This window comes from Catenibacterium mitsuokai (assembly GCF_025148785.1).
Lineage (GTDB): Bacteria > Bacillota_I > Bacilli_A > Erysipelotrichales > Coprobacillaceae > Catenibacterium > Catenibacterium mitsuoka.
In genome coordinates this window covers 2,397,153-2,417,500 of record NZ_CP102271.1, presented here as the reverse complement: position 1 = coordinate 2,417,500, position 20,348 = coordinate 2,397,153, and the positions used below count along the sequence as shown (strand labels likewise).

Sequence of the window (20,348 nt, the reverse complement as noted above, 5' to 3'; positions counted from 1 at the left end):
AAAAAATACTAAGAACAGAAATACTCAAGCGAACTAAAGAGAACCAATCACAAGGTCAAGGAAGAAAGGGCGTACGGAGAATGCCTGGGCACAGAGAGGCGATGAAGGACGCAGCGAACAGCGAAATGCGGCGGCGAGCGGTAAGCACGCGATGACCCGCCGATATCCGAATGGGGAAACCCCTCCGCTTTCGAAGCGGAGACCGCATGACGACCGTCATGACGGGGCAATACGCAGGGAACTGAAACATCTAAGTACCTGCAGGAAGAGAAAGAGAAGTCGATTCCGTAAGTAGCGGCGAGCGAAAGCGGAGGAGCCCAAACCGGACATAGTCCGGGGTTGTAGGACCGCCGAGAAAGATGACATGAAGAGTCAGGAGAATCCCATGGGAAGGGGATCCGCAGAGGGTGAGAGACCCGTATCCGAAGGCTCGACATGGATCGAGGCGGCACCTGAGTACGGCGGGGCACGTGGAATCCTGCCGGAATCATCGGGGACCATCCCGAAAGGCTAAACACTACTCTGTGACCGATAGCGAACCAGTACCGTGAGGGAAAGGTGAAAAGAACCCCGGGAGGGGAGTGAAAGAGAACCTGAAACCGCATGCCCACAAGAAGTCAGAGCCCGTCAAAGGGTGATGGCGTGCCTTTTGTAGAATGAGCCGGCGAGTCACGATCAGCAGGCGAGGTTAAGCAGGAGATGCGGAGCCGCAGCGAAAGCGAGTCTTAACAGGGCGACATAGTCTGAGGTCGTGGACCCGAAACCGGGTGATCTAGCCATGAGCAGGTTGAAGTCGGGGTGAGACCCGATGGAGGACCGAACCGACCCCCGTTGAAACGTTGGCGGATGACTTGTGGCTAGGGGTGAAATTCCAATCGAACCCGGAGATAGCTGGTTCTCCCCGAAATAGCTTTAGGGCTAGCGTCGCAGCGAGAGAGCCGTGAAGGTAGAGCACTGAATATGCGATGGCCGCATCCCGCGGTACTGAGCATAATCAAACTCCGAATGTCACGGTGTCATCTGCGGCAGTCAGACGGCGAGTGATAAGGTCCGTCGTCAAGAGGGAAACAGCCCAGACCATCAGCTAAGGTCCCAAAGTGCATGCTAAGTGGAAAAGGAAGTGGAGACGTGCAGACAACTAGGAGGTTGGCTCAGAAGCAGCCATCCTTCAAAGAGTGCGTAACAGCTCACTAGTCGAATGACTCTGCGCCGATAATTTACCGGGGCTAAGCATGACACCGAAGCTATGGACAGGAATGTGGTAGGGGAGCATTGCATGCAGCGGAGAAGCATGACCGAGAGGGCATGTGGAGCGCATGGAAGAGAGAATGCCGGCGTGAGTAGCGGCACGTGGGTGAGAATCCCACGCACCGATGGCCCAAGGTCTCCAGAGGAAGGCTCGTCCTCTCTGGGATAGTCGGGACCTAAGGCGAGGCCGAAAGGCGTAGCCGATGGACGACGGGTGGATATTCCCGTACCCGATGTGTGGCGATGGAGTGACGGAGAAGGCTCAGGCAACCAGCTGCTGGAATAGCTGGGGCAAGCGAGATACCTGCGCACCAGGGAAATCCGGTGCGCGCAGGGGGAAGGCGCGAAGCATACGGAAAGCTGCGGCAAGTACGGAAAAGCTGAGAGCAGGCTTCCAGGAAAAGCTTCTAGCACAACACGCATCGGCCCGTACCGAAAATGGACACACATGGGCAAGGAGAGAATCCTGAGGTGAGCGAGAGAACTATAGCTAAGGAACTCTGCAAAATGACCCCGTAACTTAGGGAGAAGGGGTGCTCCAGAAATGGAGCCGCAGTAAAACGGCCCAAGCGACTGTTTACCAAAAACACAGCTCTCTGCGAAGGCGCAAGCCGAAGTATAGGGGGTGACGCCTGCCCGGTGCTGGAAGGTCAAGGGGAGCTGTCAGCGCAAGCGAAGCAGCGAGCCGAAGCCCCAGTAAACGGCGGCCGTAACTATAACGGTCCTAAGGTAGCGAAATTCCTTGTCGGGCAAGTTCCGACCCGCACGAAAGGCGTAACGATTTGGGCGCTGTCTCAGCTGTAGACTCGGTGAAGTCTTAGTACCTGTGAAGATGCAGGTTGCCCGCGACTAGACGGAAAGACCCCATGGAGCTTCACTGCAGGTTGACATTGGGCTTGGATGCATGATGTACAGGATAGGTGGGAGGCTGTGAGCCGTGCGCGCCAGCGTACGGGGAGCCGCTGTTGGGATACCACCCTTCATGCATCTAGGTCCTAACCGGAGGCAACGGGCCACGGGACAGTGTCAGTCGGGCAGTTTGACTGGGGCGGTCGCCTCCCAAAGAGTAACGGAGGCGCCCAAAGATACCCTCAGCATGGATGGAAACCATGCATAGAGTGCAAAGGCATAAGGGTGTCTGACTGCGAGACATACAGGTCGAGCAGGGACGAAAGTCGGGCTTAGTGATCCGGCGGATCCGAATGGAAGGGCCGTCGCTCAACGGATAAAAGCTACCCTGGGGATAACAGGCTGATCTCCCCCAAGAGTTCACATCGACGGGGAGGTTTGGCACCTCGATGTCGGCTCATCGCATCCTGGAGCTGAAGTCGGTTCCAAGGGTTGGGCTGTTCGCCCATTAAAGCGGTACGCGAGCTGGGTTCAGAACGTCGTGAGACAGTTCGGTCCCTATCTGTCGTGGGCGCAGGAGGTTTGAGGAGAGCTGCCCCTAGTACGAGAGGACCGGGGTGGACGGACCGATGGTGCACCAGTTGTCACGCCAGTGGCACAGCTGGGCAGCCAAGTCCGGACGGGATAAGCGCTGAAGGCATCTAAGCGTGAAGCCCCCTCCAAGATGAGACCTCCCATTGGCGACAAGTAAGGCCCCTCGAAGACGACGAGGTTGATAGGCCGCGAGTGCAAGCGCAGCGATGTGCTTAGCGGGGCGGTACTAATAGGCCGAGGACTTGGCCAAGATTGGAGAGAGTAGAGAATAGTAGAGATGACGTATCTGGTTTTGAGGGATCCCTCGAGGATCTGGCGGCGATAGCATGATGGACACACCCGTTCCCATCTCGAACACGGAAGTTAAGCATCATAACGGCGACGATAGTGTGAAGACGCGACAATAGCAAGCTGCCAGGTCGCAATTTAAAAATGCGATGAGCCGATGAGTCAAGTACCGCTTGACTCGTTTTTTTTACTCTTTTTCTTGACTCGTTTTTTTTACTCTTTTTCTTGTCTCCTATACTTATAAATGATATAGTAGTTGGGAACTGGTTCGAGAGCCAAACCCAGTATAAAAAACTAAGAACATATGAATATAATTCATGATGTTTGGCTTCTAACTGTTCTTTAGAAGAAGGAGAAAATCGAATATGAAAAAACTAGACATTAAAACGATTGCATTAAACGCAGTCATCGCTGCAGTTTACGCAGCACTCACTATTGGCTTAGCGCCAATTTCTTATGGGCAGGTGCAGATGAGAATTTCAGAAGTAATGATCTTCCTTGCATTCTACAATAAGAAATATATCCCAGGATTAGTATTAGGATGCTTCATTGCGAACGTTCCATCATCTCTTGGTGCTTATGACATGGTATTTGGTACATTTGCGACTTTACTTGCAGTTATCGCAATGAACAAAGTATCTAACCGTTATGTTGGTGGTATCTTAGGTGGTTTAATCAACGGTATCATTGTAGGTATCGAATTAACACTTGCATTCCATACACCATTCCTATTAAATGCAGTTTATGTATTTGTAGGTGAAGTTGTTGTATTAGAAATCGGTGCATTCTTATTTGGATTATTAGAAAAGAATGAATCAGTATTAAAGATTATTAAAGCATAAAAGAACCTCTGGGCAATGTCATTAAGTTAAGAATTGACAGCTATCAAGGCATACAAACAAAATGTATGCCTTTTTTATTGTCTCTTGACAAAAGCCCAATTGTTTATAGATGTCGTCGGAGGTATACATTATGGACAACTATAAACAACTTGAGAAAACTTTAAATCACATTATCAAAAAATGAATGATTCACGTTCTATTTTCTGTGAAAATCCCAGAACAGACTTCATTCGTTCTCGTAAACTGGATTTTCAAAATACCATCAAAATCCTCTTCTGCATGGAAAACGGCTCTTTAAGAGATGAACTATTTAAGTCTTTTGATAATGCACTTGATACACCTACTGCATCTGCGTTTGTGCAGGCTAGAAATAAAATCAAGGTGGATGCTTTTAAACATATTTTCAATAAGTTTAATGATAGAACTCATGAAGACATACTGTATAAAGGATATCGCCTTCTCGCTATTGATGGGAGTGAATTGCCAATCGATAATTCCATATATGATAAAGAAACAAGAGTTCTAAGAACAGGCGGTACCAATAAGCCTTATTCCGCATTTCATATTAATGCCAGCTACGATCTCCTTGAGCGATCATATGATGATCTTATTATACAGGGTCAGGCAGTAAGGGATGAAAATGATGCTTTCTGCCAGCTTGTGGATCGTTATCAGGGAAGGAAAGCGATTTTTATAGCGGACAGAGGATATGAATCTTATAACGGTTTTGAACATGTTGCGAAATCTGGAAACAAGTATCTTGTCAGAGTCAAGGATATCAATTCTAAAACCAGTATGACAAGATCTTTAGGGCCGTATCCGAATGATGAGTTTGATATTGACGTGTTTAGAATGCTTACTCTGAAATGTACATCAATGATAAAAGCATGCCCTCAGCTATATAAAGTATGTCCTACTAATATGCGATTTGACTATATGTCTAAAGAAGATCCCTGGTATGAGTTTAATTGCAGGATAGTTCGATTCAAAATCACTGAAGATACATATGAATGTATAATTACTAATCTTGATAGGACTGAATTCTCATCTGAAGACATCAAGGAACTATATAATAAACGCTGGGGTATAGAGACTTCTTTCAGACATGTAAAGTATGCAATAGGTTTGAATTCACATCACGCAAAGAAGAGAAAATATATAAAGCAGGAGATTTATATAAGTCTTACTCTTTATAATCTGATACAGAGATTTATAAGGAAGATAAAGATTGAAAAAAGAAACAAGAAATATATTTATCAGATTAATTTCACTAGAGCCTGTCATTTAGTAAGAAGTTTTCTAAACAAAAAAGATGGAAAAAATCCATCTTTAGAGAATCTGATAGCTAATGAAATCTTACCAATTCGCCCCGGTAGATCTCATAATAGAAACGTCAAACGAAAGTCGTTCATATATTTTAACTACAGATTTGACTAGTCGGACAAATTATAAACCTTTTTGCGATGAAATAGAATATTTTTTAAAAAATCGTGAAAACGATACTTTTTTGGCTGCAATAAAATAAAAGTCAGAATAATATATCTGCTGATATATCATCTGACTTAAATTCTAGCATTATTAACTTAATGACATTGACCTCTGGGTTCTTTTTTTTGTGAACTATTAGTTCTCTCTAAAAAAAGTTATTCACATCTATTACGTACTTTTTTTACGATTCTAATGTGAATACTTGTAATTGATCTTCAAATAATAAAGAATAGTAGTGAAGAAGAGAGGAACATATATGATGCTTACAATTGGATTTATTGGAAATGGTAAAAGCACGAATCGTTACCATATGCCATTTATACTCACTAGAAAAGATAAAATTAAAGTAAAGACAATCTATAACCGTTCTATTCACTTTGATACTTGGAAGAAAATAGAAGAAATTCACTATACAGATAACTTAGATGAATTACTCCATGATAAAGACATTCAGGTTATTGTAGTGACTTTAAAATCGAGTCTTCATTATGAATATGCGAAAAAAGTATTAGAAGCAGGAAAACATTGCGTAGTAGAAAAGCCATTCGCAGCAAGTTATGCACAGGCAAAAGAACTATTTGATTTAGCTGAGTCTAAAGGACTCATGCTTCAATGTTATCAAAATAGAAGATTTGATAGTGACTTCTTAACTGTTCAGGAGGTCATTGAATCTGGAAAACTAGGGGACCTATTAGAATTAGAAATGCATTTTGATTACTATCGTCCAGAAGTACCAGAAAGCATTCATGAATTCTCAGTAATCGATTCTTATCTCTATGGTCATGCTTGTCATACCTTAGATCAGGTGATCTCTTATTTTGGTAAACCAGATCATGCACATTATGATGTGCGCCAGTTATTAGGTACAGGACGTATGAATGATTACTTTGATTTAGATCTTTATTATGGAACTCTAAAGGTCTCAGTAAAATCATCATATTTCCGTATAAAAGAGCGTCCTAGCTTTGTTTTATATGGTAAGAAGGGAATGTTTACTAAAACAAAAAAAGACCGTCAGGAAGCGGATTTGAAACATTTCTATATGCCTTATGAACATGATGACTTTGGCTTAGATACACCAGCTGATTATGGCACTCTTATCTATGATGAAGAGGGTCATTATCATGAAGAGAAGATCGAGACAGTGAAAGGTGATTATGGTTACTACTATGATGCATTGTATGAAACAATCATCAATCATAAGCCACAGCTTGTTACTAAGGAACAAACATTATTACAGATGAAGATATTAGAAGATGCAATCAAAGGATTAAAATAGGAGGGTATATTATGAAACTTGGTATTGTAGGATCAGGAATGATCGTTAAAGACTTTTTAAAGATGTTTAATGAATTAAAGGGTATTGAACTATTAGGTATCTCAGCACGAAATGAAGAAAACTTAAAGAATCTTTGTGTTCAGTATCCTATTGAACGTTATTATTTAAGTTATGAAGAAATGTTGGAAAATAAAGATATTGATACTATCTATGTTGCTGTACCAAACGACTTACATTTCATTATGTCTAAAAAAGCGCTTCTTGCAGGTAAAAACGTGATATGTGAAAAACCATTCACGACTAACCTCAAAGAGGCCTTAGAACTCAAGGAAATCGCTAAGAAAGAGGATTTATTCCTTTTGGAAGCTATTCCTAATCGATTCTTCCCTAACACTTATCTACTAAAAGAAAAGGTAAAGGAACTAGGTAATATTCGTGTGATTAACTTTAACTTCTCACAATATTCATCAAGATATGATCGTTTTAAAAAAGGAGATATTGCGCCTGCTTTTGATCCAAATCATTCAGGTGGTTCTCTAATGGATTTAGGTGTGTATAATATCAATCTTATTATGGAATTGTTTGGTAAACCTGAAAACGTGGATTATTATCCTAATATTGAAAGAGGTATTGATACATCAGGTGTACTTGTGATGGATTATGGTTATATGAAAGCAGTTTGTGTTGCCGCAAAGGATTGCCAGGCACCGCTATCTTCTACTATTCAGGGAGATGAAGGTTATATTGTCATGAGAAGTCCATCAAGTCAGATTACTGAATTCCAGATGGCTTTTAATAAGCAGGAAGAAGTGACTTATAACGAAAACGGACCACATAACCGTATGTATTATGAATTTGTGGAATTAAAGAACATTATTGAAACAAATGATAAAGAAAAGATGGATGCACTTTTGCAGGATACATTAGATGTTATGGAAGTACTTACTGAAGCAAGAAAAAAAGCAGGGGTTATATTCCCTGCTGACTAAGAGATGTTCAACATCTCTTTTTTATATTTTTAAATCTTTATGAACTATTCCAACAAAAAATAGAATAAGAATTGTGACTAAGACAGTAATCACAAAGAGTTCTAAAGTATTCTGCTTAGGTTGATCTTTCTCTTGAACTGTTACTGAAGCATTCTTATTTGTATTATTTGTATTTTGAACTGTTTCTGTAAGAACAGGTGAATAAGCCTGTACAGAGGTTGGCTGTACACAGCCAATCACTAACATTATAATTGATAAACACTTAATTAATCGCATCATGATAGAGTTACTCATTGAAATGCCTTCTTTCCCCATATACAACTGTATTCTAGTCCTCATATAAACAATCGTCAATATAACAAGCGCTTACAAATATATAAAAAAGAGAAGAAAAATTCTTCTCTTAGTGATGGAAATTTGTATGTCCAGTAGAAAGTTCTGGTCTTTCAAGACCAGCTTTTTTACCTGCTTCAATAGACTTAAGAAGCCAGCTCATATTTTTTGCGATATTCTGCATAGTCGCAACACCTTCTGCATCTTTATAAACATCTTCAGGTTCACTTCCAAAGACTTCATTCCAATAATTGGCAGATACAATAGGCATATGAGAAATACTGAAATGTTTGTTGACAACATCCATGCTTGCCACCTGTCCAGCACGTCTTGCACTAAAGATACAAGCTCCTGGTTTATAGACAAAGACACTCTTATTTGAGTAGAAGGCTCTGTCTAATACCGCAAGTAATCTTGCACTCGGATGAGCATAGTAGACAGGTGAGGCAAAGATAAAGCCATCACAGTCTTTTGCTTTTGTAGTGATTTCATTGACGACATCATCAAATATACATTGATGTTCAGTTACACACTTCTTACAGTTCATACAATCCGCAATAGGCTGATTGCCAATAAAGATGATTTCTGTTTCAATACCTTCTTCTTTAAATGTTTCAGCCATAATATCTAAAGCTGCACGTGTACAGCCATTATTACGGGAACTTCCATTGATCATAAGTACTTTCATAAATTTACCCCCTTATGGTAAAGGTTTATCACTTGCTAGATAAAGATCATACCATTCCTGACGTGTTAATTCGATATTCGCAGCTTCTGCTGTTTCAATTAAATGTTTAGGAGAAGTCGTACCAGTAATTGCTTGAATATGGGCAGGATGTCTTAAAATCCATGCAGTCGCAATTGTGGCAGGAGTAACATTATATTTCTTTGCTAGATCATCAAGAACGTTATTTAATTTCTTATAATCAGGATGATTTAAGAAAGTCCCTTCAGCCCAGGATGCCTGCACAATACTCCAAGCCTGGATTGTAATATCATTTAAACGACAATAATCAAGCACACCGCCATCTTTATCAATCGCAAAGTCTTCCTTCATATTCATGTTCATACCACTATCAATCATCACAGAATGCACAATAGAAAGTTGTAACTGATTAATAATAATAGGATGTTTAATATACTTCTGTAATAAGGCAATCTGTCCTGGTGTATGATTAGATACTCCAAAGTATTTGACCTTACCACTAACATACAGTTCATCAAATGCTTCTGCCACTTCCTGAGGGTCACATAATGCATCAGGTCTATGTAATAAAAGAATTTCTACATGATCAGTATGGAGTCTTTTTAATGACCCATTGACGGCATTCATAATATACTCTTTAGAAAAGTCATAACGTTTTCCAGGTACAATGGCACACTTTGTCTGAATAATCATCTTTTCACGATATTCAGGATGTTTTTCAAGAACTTGTCCAAATAACTCTTCTGACTTTCCTCCACCATAAATATCAGCATGATCAAAAAAGTTAATACCACAATCTAATGCAGTCTTCACAAGTTCCTCTACTTCCTCAATACTCTTATCGGCAATACGCATGCAGCCCAAGGCGATTTCAGATACTTTTAAATCAGTTTTTGGTAGATCATAGTACTTCATATTAAATACCTCTTGTGTAAGTCTTTAACCATTCATTTTCTTCATCAGTTAAGTATGGCTTTAATGATTCTCTTACGAATTCATGATACTTATTCAATGCTTCTCTTTCATCAGTTGTTAGTAAAGAAACATCAAGACCATCTAAGTCAATAGGACATAAAGTAAGAGGTTCAAACTTCATCCACTGGCCATACTCATTCTTGATATCTTCAACACATAATAATTCATTTTCTAAACGGATACCAAACTGACCTTCAATATAAACACCAGGTTCATCCGTTGTAATCATACCTGCTTCCTGAATTGCAGAAGGCTTACGTGGATCACGTAAACGTGGTCTAATATCATTTGGTCCTTCATGGACATTTAAGAAATGACCGACACCATGACCTGTACCACACTGGAAATCAATATGCTGCTTCCATAACTCATGTCTTACAAGACCATCAATCCAGATACCATTTGCACCATATAAGAAAACAGCTTCCTGCATCTTCAACATAGCCTTTAATACATATGTGAAGTATTTTCTTTCAGTCTCGCTGATTTCACCTAAGATGAATGTACGTGTAATATCAGTTGTACCATCTAAATACTGTCCACCTGAGTCAATAAGAAGCATACCTTCTTTTTTAACATGAACATCATGTGCATGAGATGGATGATAATGCATTAATGCCGCATTTTCTTTATAAGCAGTAATTGTATTAAATGAAATATCAGTAAATAATTCCTGTGCTTCTCTAAAGCTTAATAACTTATCAGTAATAGAACATTCAGTCGCATCATCAGGCATAGAAGTCTTTAACCAATACATGAATTTAGTCATTGCTACACCATCTTTTAAATGGGCATGCTTTGTATTTTCAATTTCTATATCTGACTTAATACTCTTGAAGTATTGAGATGGGTTAGATCCTTCCATGATTTCGCAGTCAATAAATGAATAGATGGAATAGTTGATGGCACTTAAGTCTACAAGTACCTGACCACTTAATCTCTTTGTATCTAGATAGATATCATCATAAGAACGGATTTCAACACCATCATTCTTATAAGCTTCAATCATTGTTTCATCATAAGTACCATCCTGAAGATATAAATAAGCGTTATCTAAAGTAATAATACTAAATGCCATAGCCATTGGAGAATGAGGAATATCCTTACCTCTGATATTGAATGTCCATGCAATATCATCTAATGATGTAATGATGTGCGCATTACATTCATTTTCTTCCATATAACCACGAATCCATTCAAGTTTCTGTGCTGTGCTTTGTCCATGATACTTCACATCATAGATATAAGCTGGTTCATGAGAACGTTCTGGACGATTAGTCCATACATCAGTCATATCGATATCTTTTAATTCAAAATCAGTTTCTCTGCCTTCATCCAAATCAATGATAAATGAAGCAGTTGTTACTTTACCATTGAAGCCAAGTACATCACCATCATCAAGATGATCAATGAGGAAATCCTTCACACTAGGAACATCTGCATTACCCATCTTCATGAGCTTAATACCAGGATAGAGTTCTTTTTCTGCCTGAATGAAATAACGTCCATCAGTCCATAACCATGCTTCTTCCTGTCCTACAACTAGGACTCCAGCAGAACCCGTAAAGCCGCTTAGATACTTTCTAAACTGGTCATGTTCGCCTACAATTTCACTCTGATGATCATCATCAGTAGGCACATAATAGAACTTGATATTTTGTTCTTTTAATCTTTTCTGTAATTCTTTTATCATTTTTTTATCACCCATGATAAGTTTAACACAAATGAGGGAGATAAGGTATAATACAATTAGGAGATGATTAATAATGAACGAATGGAATCTTGATGCCCTATATACGTCATTTCAAGACAAAAAATTTCAAGAAGATTTAAATACGCTTAAGGATTTAAATAAGAACTATTCCACTTATAGAAGCGAGAAAACAGAAGCGGCATTACATAAAATAATAGAGACAAAAATAGAAATTGAAAAGAGAGTAGAAAGGCTGCATTTTTTTATACAGCTTTCTTTATCAGCTCATACAGATGATGCCAAAGCAGCACGTTATCTTGATCAATTAAATAATATAACTGCCTCAATGGTAGGAGAAGATATCAAAAATAATGCCTATATTGCTGAGTTTGATTTAGATAGTTGTCAGGATTCTTTTATCAAGGAACATGAGTATATTTTAAAAGAGATTCAACATAATCAAAAATACCGCTTAGATGAAAAACAGGAATCAATCATAGCCCATATGAAAAATACAGGTTCTTATGCCTGGATGAACCATAAGGATGCGGTTGTATCTTCTATTAAAGTGAATATAGATGGATATGATTATCCACTTACTGAAGTACTGAACATGGCTCATAGTCCCGATAAGCAGACAAGAATGAAAGCTTATTTCGCAGAACTAGATGCCTATAAACCATATGAAGAAACGATTGCGACATGTTTAAGTGGAATCAAGGGTGAAGTACTCTATACAAGTAAACTGAGAGGTTATGAATCACCATTAGAAGAATCATGTATCAAATCACGATTAAAGATGGAGACTCTTAATACATTACTTTCAGTTATGAAAAAGAATATGCCAGAAATAAGAGAATACCTTAAAATCAAGGCAGACTATCTAGGCTATCAGAACGGCTTACCTTGGTTTGAACTTTATGCGCCTGTTGTTGAAGATGATGAAGACTATCCATTTGAGAAAGGTTCTCAATTTGTCGTGGATCAGTTCTATACATTCTCAAAACATTTAGGTGATTTTGCGACTCATGCAATTAAGAACCATTGGGCTGATGTCTATCCAAGAGAAAATAAAGTCGGTGGTGCATTCTGTGAAAATATTAGAAGTTTGAAACAAAGTCGTTTCTTATTCAACTATGGAAATCATTTTTCTGATGTGATTACTGTAGCCCATGAGTTTGGTCATGGTTTCCATGGAAGATGTTTAGGTGATCAAACAATATTGAATACCCATTATCCAATGCCGATTGGAGAAACAGCCTCTAACTTCTGTGAAACAATAGTGGGAAAAGGTGCATTAAAATCAGCAACATCTACTCAAAAGATTGTGATATTAGAGAATACATTAAGTAATGCGGTACAGGTGATCTGTGATATTTATTCCCGTTTCTTATTTGAAAGCCGCTTCTTTGAAGCAAGAAAACAAGGACCAGTGAGTGCGGAAGAAACAAAGAAAATCATGCTTCAAGCACAGATAGAAGCGTATGGTGATGGATTAGATCATAATTATCTCCATCCCTATATGTGGACATGGAAACCTCATTATTATGATCCGGATTATTCATTCTATAACTACCCATACGCCTTTGGTTCATTACTTGCGAAAGGACTTTATGCACGTTATCAAAAAAATCCTGAACACTTCCCAGAGGATTATGAAACATTCCTTTCAGTCACCGGTAAGATGGATTTAGAAGATATTGCGAAAACACTTGATATAGATCTCACAGATGAATCATTCTGGCAGAGTTCTATTGATATCATCAAAGAAGATATTGATACATTTAAAACGCTTCTAGAGGAATACAAACATGATTGATACGTTCTATCAAAAAGAAAATCTAGAAGTCTATAAGCGATATCTCTATTTCCAGTTAAAAGATGATTCCCGTTTTCAAACAGTATTCAATGACAATGAATATCACATTACTTATCAATCACGCGCAGCATCTATTCACTTCCATGATATAGGCATGATAGAAGAAGAAATCATCAGCGGTGATAAGCAGATCTTTTATCTTCATTTTCCATTGACTACATTTCCTATTGCCTTAGAACTTTATCGATGTATGATTAATAAACTCATAGAAGAAAAAGTCGAACCAATGAAGGTGATATTATGCTGTAGTGGGGGAATGACATCAGGATTCTTTAAGGAAAAGATGCAGAACTATATTTTAAAAAACAACCTCCCATTGATTATAGAAGGGGCAGCAGTTCATACTGTAGAAAAGAAGTGTCTCTATTATGATCTTGTATTATTAGCACCACAAATGGGTTATAAGAAAGAAGAGATAGAGACATTGACACATAAACATGTAGGTGTGATTGATCCTCAGGTCTTTGCGACATATGACTGCGGTGCATTATACAAACAGATTCAATATTACTATAGGAGGAATAACGAATGAGTGATACAAAAAGCGATATGATCTCTGGTGAACTCTATCAGCCATTTTCAAAAGAACTCTATAATGATCGTCTTTATTGTAAGAGTCTCTGTCATGAGTTAAACAATCTTTCACCGCTAAAAAGAGATGATATCAATCTTATACTCGATAAACTATTAAATGAATGGAATGAAGCTTTTATTGAACAACCTTTTCATTGTACATATGGCTATAATATCTCTTTAGGGAAGAACTTCTATTCTAAAGATAATCTCTTTATTGATGATAGTGGAATAGTGTCTATTAGCGATAATGTGACTATTGGATATAATGTCACAATACTCACATCAGTTACACCAATCAGTAGCCAGGATCGTGCAAAAGGATTAGAAAGTACACTGCCAGTACGTATTTATGAAGGAGTATGCATTGGTTCAAATAGTATTATTTATCCAGGTGTAAAGATCAATAGAGAGTCTATTATTGAACCAGGATCAGTTGTAAAGGATGATATTCCACCATTTGTGATTGCGGGAGGCAATCCATGTCGTGTAATGAGCGCAATTGATGATAAGGACTTGAAGAGAAAATGAGAGAATTAGGACAATTATATGACTATACACTCCTTCATTTCCTTCATCATCTTGCTGAAAGTACAAATGGTGCACTTACACCATTCTTTCGCTTTATCTCTTATTTTGGTGATAAAGGCATCTTCTTTATCGCTTTATCCTTGGTACTCATTTATTTTAAAAAGACAAGAAAACTCGGTATATGTATTCTCATTAGTCTTGCGATAGGCGCTATCTTTACAAGCCTCTTTTTAAAGAATGCGATAGGACGTCATCGTCCTTATTTATCCGGTGTAGACGAATACTATAACTGGTGGAAGTATGTAGGAGGCTTACATTATAAAGAATTCTCATTTCCTTCAGGACATACTACAGCCACTATGGCTGTTATGATGTGTATATTCTTAACATGTAATAAGAAATACAGCTGGTTAGTTTTTATCTTTGTCGCATTAATGGGTCTAAGTCGTAATTATTTCATGGTGCACTACCCAACAGATGTTCTAGGTGGTATTATGGTAGGCGGAATATCTGGTCTTATTTCATATTTGATATGTTATAAGAGTAAATTATTGGGAGGAAGAATATGAAACTAACAATGTTAGGTACGGGGAATGCCTTAGTCACTAAGATTTATAACACATGTTTCGTCTTAGAAGACAACCATCAATACTTTATGGTTGATGCAGGAGGAGGAAACCAAATCCTAACTCAGCTAAAAAAAGCAGGATATGACTGGAAGGATATGAAGCATATCTTCTTGACTCATAAGCATATTGACCATTTATTAGGTATGGTCTGGATGATGCGTATGATTACACAGTTTATGAATGCAGGTAAATATGAAGGTGATGCTTATATTTATGGTCATGATGAAGTCATTCATATTTTAAAGGATATGGCTGATACACTTCTTGTACCAAAACAGAGTGCACTTATTGGAAAAAGACTTCACTTAGTAGAAGTGAAGGATCAAGAAACTAAAGAAATTATGGGACATCCAGTCACTTTCTTTGATATTCATTCAACTAAAGCCAAACAGTTTGGCTTCGTGGTGGAATATGATGGTAAGAAGCTGACATGTTGTGGTGATGAACCTTATTGTGAAGAAGAGAAAGTCTATGCAGAAAATGCAGATGTACTCTTGCATGAAGCATTCTGTTTATATGAAGAAAGAGACTTCAGACATCCTTATGAAAAACATCATTCAACAGTGAAAGATGCCTGCGAACTTGCACAAAAACTTCATATTAAGAATCTTGTACTCTATCATACAGAAGATGATCATGTAGACAATCGTAAAGAACTCTACAAGGCAGAAGGTGCACACTATTATACAGGAAATATATTTGTTCCTGATGATTTAGAAGTAATGGAATTTTAGAGCTATCATTTGATAGCTTTTTATATTAATAATTTTTTGAAAAAGCGCGATATATATATATTAATTAACAAGTAGTATATAATATAAATAGATATAAAACTTGAAAGAAAGGATGATGATTATGAGTAAAAAGAAACGCGTCATTTCAGAAGAAAAGACAAAAGAACTTCAAAAAGATTGGCAAGGCTATGGCGCGATGACAGTGGCATATAGTCTTGTAGTTATCATTATCGTTCTTATTGCGATTATCGCAAAATTGTATTTCTAATAGAAAAGCCTCTGGATTATTTTCCAGAGGTTTTCCATTTCTGTCCATATTGATCTGCTTTGATAATAGCTTTTAATAAATTCTTTGAAGTCACTTCAAAAGGCATATTTAATGTCGTAGATCCTTCTTTAACTGCTTCTAAACATACATGCAGTAATGCTTCTTCATCTACTTCTTTCATCCCTAAATCAGAAAGTGTAGTAGGTAACTCTAAAGCTTCTAAAAACTCATAATAGCTCTTTAATGTATCCTTAGGAGTATTTTCTAATACCAATTGTACAAGTGTACAAAAAGCGACTTTTTCACCATGCATCTTACTCTTTGTTTCAGGAATAAGAGTGAATGCATTATGCAGGCCATGTCCGATTGCTTCTCCACCAGACTCAAAACCAATACCACTTAAATAAATATTAGCTTCTATCACATTTTCTAGTGCTTCTGTGACTTTATGCTGCTTACAATCTTCTACAGCCTGCAATCCATAAGAATAGACAATATCAAAACAAGCTTTAGATATCGCCAAAGCGCTTCTTGTCACCTGACTATGAAGACAATTCTCACTATGACTCACATAACAAGCCTTGGCTTCAAAATAAGTACTAAATGCATCACCAATACCCGCTCTCAGTAATCTTACTGGGGCATTCGCAATGACCTGTGTATCCACAATCACTTGATCTGGACTCTTAGGTAAATATAAATAATGATCAAACTTATGATCATCATGATAAATCACTGATAAAGAAGAACATGGGGCATCCGTACTTGCCGCAGTAGGTATAACGACAATAGGTTTTTTCGCATAATAACCACATGCTTTAGTCGTATCTAATACCTTACCTCCACCGACGCCGACAATTACTTCACCATTCGTTTCTTCTACAATATGTTGTATTCTTTCAATCTCACTCATACTACATTCATTTTGAAACAATACAACAGTCATTTCCTGTTCATGTAAGCTTTCCTCTATCTGAGGTATAAACATCTCTTTCAAGTTTTCACTTGTAATTACGACTATTCTTTTATAATCTTTTAAATCATCACCAAGACACTTTAATTCATCTTTACCTTGTCTATATCTTGTTGGTGCACCAATCACCTTACTCATAACATCACGCTCCTATTTCTATTATAGAACATGAAAAAAACATTGAGGAGAATTTTCTCCTCAATGTTTACATATCGCAAAGACCTTTGTCTTCTCCGTATACTGAATACCAATCATTATTGAAATCAGTCACAGCTTTAGAAATACTTGGATTTTCAAAGATTGCTTTTAATACACTCACTGGTGCAGTGATAGCCTGACTACCTGCATTAAATGCATCTCTTACCTGCTGTACACCCTTGAAGCTTGCTGCAAGAATCTTGCAGTCATAACCGTCTTCTACAATTCTATTAGATAAATGAGCCATTAATTCAAAAGGATCATTTCCTAAGTTTCCAATTCTATTTGTATAAGGTGCAATATAATCAGCACCTGCTGCAAGTGCCATATAAGCCTGCATCAAATCATAAACAGCTGTGGCAGTTACATTTTTACCTTCAGCCTTTAAGATTTTCATTGCCTTAACACCTTCATAAGTAGTAGGGACCTTTACATATACCTTGTCATCTACTTCTTCAAAAATCTTGTGTGCTTCTTTCACAATTTCATCTGCTTCTGTCGCAATGACCTGAATATGTAAAGAACGTTCATCACCAATGATTTTTCTGATTTCTCTCATATGTCCAAAGAAATCCTTTGGGCTAGTCTTCTTTACAATACTTGGGTTACTTGTGACACCTACGATTGGTAAGTGATCTACCGCATCTCTAATTTCTTCTAAATCTACTGTATCAATAATAAATTCCATTGTTTTTCTCCTCCTATAAACTCTGTTCAGTTCTACCGATAATATCATCCTGAGTTGCTTTAGATAATACATTGAAGAATGCACTATATCCTGCAACACGTACAATTAAGTCTTTATGATTTTCTGGATGCTTCTGTGCATCAATAAGTGTTTCTTTAGAAACAATGTTGTACTGTACATGGTAACCATGGAGACGATTGAAGAATGTACGAATCAATAATTCTAGTTTCTGTTTATTTTCTTCTGTAGAAAGCATCTGTGGTGTCATCTTCTGGTTAAGAAGTACGCCTCCTGTGATCTTTTCAGTACGAAGCTTAGATATACTCTTGAACACTGCAGTAGGACCATTCTTATCTGTGTTATGTGCTGGAGAACATCCTTCAGCGAGTGGTTCATGTGCATTTCTTCCATCAGGAGTAGCCATTGTACCCATACCCTGACCAACATTGGCACTAATTGAAGAAGTACCTGCATAACGGATACCACCAATAGGACCTCTATTATAACGAGTATTTGGATACTTTTTGATCTCATCAATATAAGAATCATATGCTTCTACAATTAAGTTATCTGCATAATCATCATCATTACCATACTTAGGTGCTTCATCATTCAACATTTCCTGAATCTTCTTGTTTTCAGGTGACTGGAAATCATCTAAGATAGCATTCCATAACTGTTCTCTTGTGATCTTCTTTTCATCATAAACAAGCTTTTTGATAGCAGCCAAGCTGTTTGCCATATTCGCAATACCGACCTGAAGACCTGAAATGAAGTCATACACTGCACCACCTTCTTTGATAGTCTTACCTCTACCAATACAATCATCAGTCAATGCAGAACATAGAATATCAGGTACATCTCTTTCAGATGCCTTATCAATAAAGTTTTCTACAATAACACTATAACGTGTCATTTCTCTTACTGTTTTATCCCATGCTGCGAGTAAATCTTCATATGTTTCCATTTCAGTAAAGTAACCATGGCCCTTAGTGAAACGTTTGTTTGTAGTTAAGTCAACACCATTATTCATTGTGCATAATAATACTCTTGGGAAGTTGACATAAGACATACCTGTACAACGATATCCCCATTTACCAGGAACAGCTGTTTCTACACATCCGATAGCACTATAATTATAAGCATCTTCTTCCTTAACACCCCAGTTAATAAATGAAGGAATAATGATTTCATCATTATTTAAGGCTGGCATACCAAATCCTAGTTTCATTACTTCAATACATTCATCAAAGAAATGTTTATTCAAGTTTGCATGATAACGTACAGTTAAGTTAGGCTGAGTAAGTCTTGTCTGTGCCACGGATTTTAATACCGCAAAACTTAATTCATTCACTGCATCCTTCTTGTCAGTAGTCTGACCACCAATAGTCACATTCTGATACATTGGAGAACCAGCTGAACTTAATGTATGAGCCTGTGAACGTACCTTATTGACTGTGAGTGTCTTGATCCATAAACAAGTAAGAAGTTCTAATGCTTCTTCTTCAGTGATCTTCTTTTCATTGATATCTTTAATATAGTAAGGATACATATACTGATCAAAACGACCATAACTTAATGAATGACCATTTGATTCAATCTGAAGAATCAACTGAATAAACCATACAGACTGTACTGCTTCACGGAATGAATGTGCTGGTTCATAAGGCACCTTTGCACAAATTCTGCTTATTTCTAATAATTCTTCTTTTCTTGCAGGATTTGTTTCTTTTTCTGCCATTTCCTTTGCAAGAGAACTATAACGAAGAGCAAATGTATGCACTGCTTCAATAACAGTTAAAACTGAATTATAGAACACATACTTATCAACACTATCAGGCTGAGCCAAATCAAGCTTTTCTTTCATTTCTTTTGTATAAGCTTCATAACCCTTTAAACCCTGTGCAAGAATACGTTCATAATTAACTGCAAGATGTGCATCCCCGGCATTCAACTTACCTTCCATGCCAAAGACACCTGTTTCCATAAATACACTCACTTCATCAGGTAGTAAAGCTTCACCTCTTGCACGTAGGTTATTATTTTCCCAGAAAGGGGCAATATCTCTTAATTGCTGTTTTGTTTCTTCAGTAATATAGAATACATCACCATCTCTCTTTTCAAAAAGATCTAATTCATCCATGATGAACTTCATTGTATATTCAGGGAATACTGGCGCATTACAATTCTTTGTAGACTGGTTACCTACAATAAGTGTTTTATCTTCAATATAGATAGACATGTTTTCAAGAATCTTCTTCAACATTCTTGCACGAACCATCACACGTGGCTGATTTAAGTTTTCCTTATAAGCCTCAGTCGCAAGAACAGCACGTTCTCCATCTACATAAGGCTTTTCATCTAATACTTCTTCTCTGAAAGCTTTCATTCTTTCGGTTAACTGACCAAAATGCTGAGTATTTTCCATTTTTGTTCCTCCTAAAGTTTCATACGTAAGTTTTATATCTTTCATTACAAGCACATCATACGCATAAAAGCGTTATCAGTCAACTATAAATTATGAAAATAATATTATAAACTTTCATATGAAACATTTATATTGCGAATCATAAGTAGAAATGATAGGATAG

The 20,348-nt window shown here is 37.8% G+C and carries 17 protein-coding genes, 2 rRNA genes and 1 riboswitch; of the genes, 12 read left to right on the top strand and 7 right to left on the bottom strand.

Annotation, left to right across the window (positions count from 1 at the left end; translation table 11 throughout):
* Nucleotides 1-53 precede the first annotated feature (53 nt).
* The 6 genes from NQ499_RS12485 to NQ499_RS12460 all read left to right on the top strand — a co-directional run bounded on the left by NQ499_RS12485 (nt 54) and on the right by NQ499_RS12460 (nt 7,577).
* Nucleotides 54-2,941, top strand: a 23S ribosomal RNA gene (locus NQ499_RS12485).
* Nucleotides 2,942-3,002: 61 nt separating this feature from the next.
* Nucleotides 3,003-3,111, top strand: a 5S ribosomal RNA gene (gene rrf, locus NQ499_RS12480).
* Between the two features lie 125 nt (nt 3,112-3,236).
* A riboswitch (PreQ1 riboswitch) is annotated at nt 3,237-3,283 on the top strand.
* A gap of 61 nt (nt 3,284-3,344) precedes the next feature.
* Nucleotides 3,345-3,821 (top strand): QueT transporter family protein, encoded by a 477-nt coding sequence (locus tag NQ499_RS12475; RefSeq protein ID WP_006506789.1) that lies wholly within the window; start codon nt 3,345-3,347, stop codon nt 3,819-3,821.
* 279 nt (nt 3,822-4,100) lie between these two features.
* A complete protein-coding gene (locus tag NQ499_RS12470; RefSeq protein WP_259848532.1) occupies nt 4,101-5,258 on the top strand; it encodes an IS4 family transposase in 1,158 nt (385 codons plus the stop codon).
* A 310-nt stretch (nt 5,259-5,568) separates the two neighbouring features.
* The gene (locus tag NQ499_RS12465; RefSeq protein ID WP_040390049.1) at nt 5,569-6,588 is read left to right on the top strand and encodes a Gfo/Idh/MocA family oxidoreductase; all 1,020 of its coding nucleotides are present in this window, start codon (nt 5,569-5,571) and stop codon (nt 6,586-6,588) included.
* A gap of 11 nt (nt 6,589-6,599) precedes the next feature.
* Nucleotides 6,600-7,577, top strand: coding sequence for a Gfo/Idh/MocA family protein (locus NQ499_RS12460; RefSeq protein WP_006506304.1), 978 nt, complete (start codon nt 6,600-6,602; stop codon nt 7,575-7,577).
* A 21-nt stretch (nt 7,578-7,598) separates the two neighbouring features.
* Here the strand turns inward: NQ499_RS12460 and NQ499_RS12455 are convergent, their stop codons facing one another.
* The 4 genes from NQ499_RS12455 to NQ499_RS12440 all read right to left on the bottom strand — a co-directional run bounded on the left by NQ499_RS12455 (nt 7,599) and on the right by NQ499_RS12440 (nt 11,284).
* Nucleotides 7,599-7,871 (bottom strand): hypothetical protein, encoded by a 273-nt coding sequence (locus tag NQ499_RS12455; RefSeq protein ID WP_040390046.1) that lies wholly within the window; start codon nt 7,869-7,871, stop codon nt 7,599-7,601.
* Nucleotides 7,872-7,980: 109 nt separating this feature from the next.
* The gene (locus NQ499_RS12450; protein WP_006506302.1) at nt 7,981-8,598 is read right to left on the bottom strand and encodes a flavodoxin family protein; all 618 of its coding nucleotides are present in this window, start codon (nt 8,596-8,598) and stop codon (nt 7,981-7,983) included.
* 12 nt (nt 8,599-8,610) lie between these two features.
* Nucleotides 8,611-9,531, bottom strand: a complete 921-nt coding sequence (locus tag NQ499_RS12445; protein ID WP_006506301.1) for an aldo/keto reductase — start codon at nt 9,529-9,531, stop codon at nt 8,611-8,613.
* Between the two features lies 1 nt (nt 9,532).
* On the bottom strand, nt 9,533-11,284 hold the full coding sequence (locus tag NQ499_RS12440) for an aminopeptidase P family N-terminal domain-containing protein (protein ID WP_040390045.1): 1,752 nt from the start codon (nt 11,282-11,284) through the stop codon (nt 9,533-9,535).
* A 73-nt stretch (nt 11,285-11,357) separates the two neighbouring features.
* On the opposite strand from NQ499_RS12440, the gene NQ499_RS12435 reads away from it, so the two are divergent.
* The 6 genes from NQ499_RS12435 to NQ499_RS12410 all read left to right on the top strand — a co-directional run bounded on the left by NQ499_RS12435 (nt 11,358) and on the right by NQ499_RS12410 (nt 15,898).
* On the top strand, nt 11,358-13,103 hold the full coding sequence (locus NQ499_RS12435) for a M3 family oligoendopeptidase (protein ID WP_006506299.1): 1,746 nt from the start codon (nt 11,358-11,360) through the stop codon (nt 13,101-13,103).
* Entirely contained in the window at nt 13,096-13,695 is a 600-nt protein-coding gene (locus NQ499_RS12430) for a PTS sugar transporter subunit IIB (protein WP_006506298.1), read from the top strand. Before NQ499_RS12435 ends, NQ499_RS12430 begins: the two co-directional genes overlap by 8 nt.
* Nucleotides 13,692-14,267 carry a sugar O-acetyltransferase gene (locus NQ499_RS12425; protein WP_006506297.1) on the top strand — a complete coding sequence of 192 codons (576 nt, stop codon included), beginning with the start codon at nt 13,692-13,694 and terminating at the stop codon, nt 14,265-14,267. The genes NQ499_RS12430 and NQ499_RS12425 overlap by 4 nt, the downstream gene beginning before the upstream one ends.
* Nucleotides 14,264-14,836, top strand: coding sequence for a phosphatase PAP2 family protein (locus NQ499_RS12420; protein WP_006506296.1), 573 nt, complete (start codon nt 14,264-14,266; stop codon nt 14,834-14,836). Before NQ499_RS12425 ends, NQ499_RS12420 begins: the two co-directional genes overlap by 4 nt.
* Nucleotides 14,833-15,630 carry an MBL fold metallo-hydrolase gene (locus NQ499_RS12415; RefSeq protein ID WP_006506295.1) on the top strand — a complete coding sequence of 266 codons (798 nt, stop codon included), beginning with the start codon at nt 14,833-14,835 and terminating at the stop codon, nt 15,628-15,630. The genes NQ499_RS12420 and NQ499_RS12415 overlap by 4 nt, the downstream gene beginning before the upstream one ends.
* Before the next feature lie 121 nt (nt 15,631-15,751).
* On the top strand, nt 15,752-15,898 hold the full coding sequence (locus NQ499_RS12410) for a hypothetical protein (protein ID WP_022424163.1): 147 nt from the start codon (nt 15,752-15,754) through the stop codon (nt 15,896-15,898).
* 16 nt (nt 15,899-15,914) lie between these two features.
* Here the strand turns inward: NQ499_RS12410 and NQ499_RS12405 are convergent, their stop codons facing one another.
* The 3 genes from NQ499_RS12405 to NQ499_RS12395 all read right to left on the bottom strand — a co-directional run bounded on the left by NQ499_RS12405 (nt 15,915) and on the right by NQ499_RS12395 (nt 20,185).
* A complete protein-coding gene (locus tag NQ499_RS12405) occupies nt 15,915-17,009 on the bottom strand; it encodes a glycerol dehydrogenase (protein ID WP_006506293.1) in 1,095 nt (364 codons plus the stop codon).
* Nucleotides 17,010-17,076: 67 nt separating this feature from the next.
* Nucleotides 17,077-17,757, bottom strand: coding sequence for a fructose-6-phosphate aldolase (locus NQ499_RS12400; RefSeq protein WP_006504381.1), 681 nt, complete (start codon nt 17,755-17,757; stop codon nt 17,077-17,079).
* 13 nt (nt 17,758-17,770) lie between these two features.
* Nucleotides 17,771-20,185, bottom strand: coding sequence for a glycyl radical protein (locus NQ499_RS12395; RefSeq protein WP_040390044.1), 2,415 nt, complete (start codon nt 20,183-20,185; stop codon nt 17,771-17,773).
* Nucleotides 20,186-20,348 lie beyond the last annotated feature (163 nt).

Excerpts from the sequence above, each read along its gene's own strand:
- NQ499_RS12475 (WP_006506789.1), top strand. The coding sequence starts at position 3,345 with ATGAAAAAACTAGACATTAAAACGATTGCATTAAACGCAGTCATCGCT.
- NQ499_RS12470 (WP_259848532.1), top strand. The coding sequence starts at position 4,101 with ATGGAAAACGGCTCTTTAAGAGATGAACTATTTAAGTCTTTTGATAAT.
- NQ499_RS12465 (WP_040390049.1), top strand. The coding sequence starts at position 5,569 with ATGCTTACAATTGGATTTATTGGAAATGGTAAAAGCACGAATCGTTAC.
- NQ499_RS12460 (WP_006506304.1), top strand. The coding sequence starts at position 6,600 with ATGAAACTTGGTATTGTAGGATCAGGAATGATCGTTAAAGACTTTTTA.
- NQ499_RS12455 (WP_040390046.1), bottom strand. The coding sequence starts at position 7,871 with ATGAGTAACTCTATCATGATGCGATTAATTAAGTGTTTATCAATTATA.
- NQ499_RS12450 (WP_006506302.1), bottom strand. The coding sequence starts at position 8,598 with ATGAAAGTACTTATGATCAATGGAAGTTCCCGTAATAATGGCTGTACA.
- NQ499_RS12445 (WP_006506301.1), bottom strand. The coding sequence starts at position 9,531 with ATGAAGTACTATGATCTACCAAAAACTGATTTAAAAGTATCTGAAATC.
- NQ499_RS12440 (WP_040390045.1), bottom strand. The coding sequence starts at position 11,284 with ATGATAAAAGAATTACAGAAAAGATTAAAAGAACAAAATATCAAGTTC.
- NQ499_RS12435 (WP_006506299.1), top strand. The coding sequence starts at position 11,358 with ATGAACGAATGGAATCTTGATGCCCTATATACGTCATTTCAAGACAAA.
- NQ499_RS12430 (WP_006506298.1), top strand. The coding sequence starts at position 13,096 with ATGATTGATACGTTCTATCAAAAAGAAAATCTAGAAGTCTATAAGCGA.
- NQ499_RS12425 (WP_006506297.1), top strand. The coding sequence starts at position 13,692 with ATGAGTGATACAAAAAGCGATATGATCTCTGGTGAACTCTATCAGCCA.
- NQ499_RS12420 (WP_006506296.1), top strand. The coding sequence starts at position 14,264 with ATGAGAGAATTAGGACAATTATATGACTATACACTCCTTCATTTCCTT.
- NQ499_RS12415 (WP_006506295.1), top strand. The coding sequence starts at position 14,833 with ATGAAACTAACAATGTTAGGTACGGGGAATGCCTTAGTCACTAAGATT.
- NQ499_RS12410 (WP_022424163.1), top strand. The coding sequence starts at position 15,752 with ATGAGTAAAAAGAAACGCGTCATTTCAGAAGAAAAGACAAAAGAACTT.
- NQ499_RS12405 (WP_006506293.1), bottom strand. The coding sequence starts at position 17,009 with ATGAGTAAGGTGATTGGTGCACCAACAAGATATAGACAAGGTAAAGAT.
- NQ499_RS12400 (WP_006504381.1), bottom strand. The coding sequence starts at position 17,757 with ATGGAATTTATTATTGATACAGTAGATTTAGAAGAAATTAGAGATGCG.
- NQ499_RS12395 (WP_040390044.1), bottom strand. The coding sequence starts at position 20,185 with ATGGAAAATACTCAGCATTTTGGTCAGTTAACCGAAAGAATGAAAGCT.